1 pseudogene is annotated in these 391 nt (G+C 71.6%); it reads left to right on the forward strand.

Annotated features, from left to right (window positions below):
• Nucleotides 1-391, forward strand: a pseudogene (locus DK254_RS05770) (2-keto-4-pentenoate hydratase); the annotation flags it as partial.

Here is a 391-nt window from a genome sequence, read left to right on the forward strand (position 1 = left end):
GCCCTGGCCTGCGGCCGGCGCCTGGTCGGCCGCAAGATCGGCCTGACCAACCCCAAGGTGCAGGCCCAGCTGGGCGTGGACCAGCCGGACTTCGGCGGCCTGTTCGCCGACATGGCCTACGGCGACAACGAAGTGGTGCCGTTCGGCCGCGTGCTGCAACCGAAGATCGAGGCGGAGATCGCCCTGGTGCTGGAACGCGACCTGCCCGGCACCGACACCACCTTCGCCGACGTCATCAATGCCACCGGCTGGGTGCTGCCGGCCCTGGAAATCGTCGGCAGCCGCATCGCCGGCTGGAACATCCGCTTCGCCGACACCGTGGCCGACAACGCCTCCAGCGGCTGCTTCGTGCTCGGCGGCCCGGCCCGCCGCCTCGACGGCCTGGACCTGC

This window comes from Pseudomonas sp. RW407 (genome assembly GCF_003176655.1).
GTDB classification, from domain to species: Bacteria; Pseudomonadota; Gammaproteobacteria; order Pseudomonadales; family Pseudomonadaceae; genus Pseudomonas; species Pseudomonas delhiensis.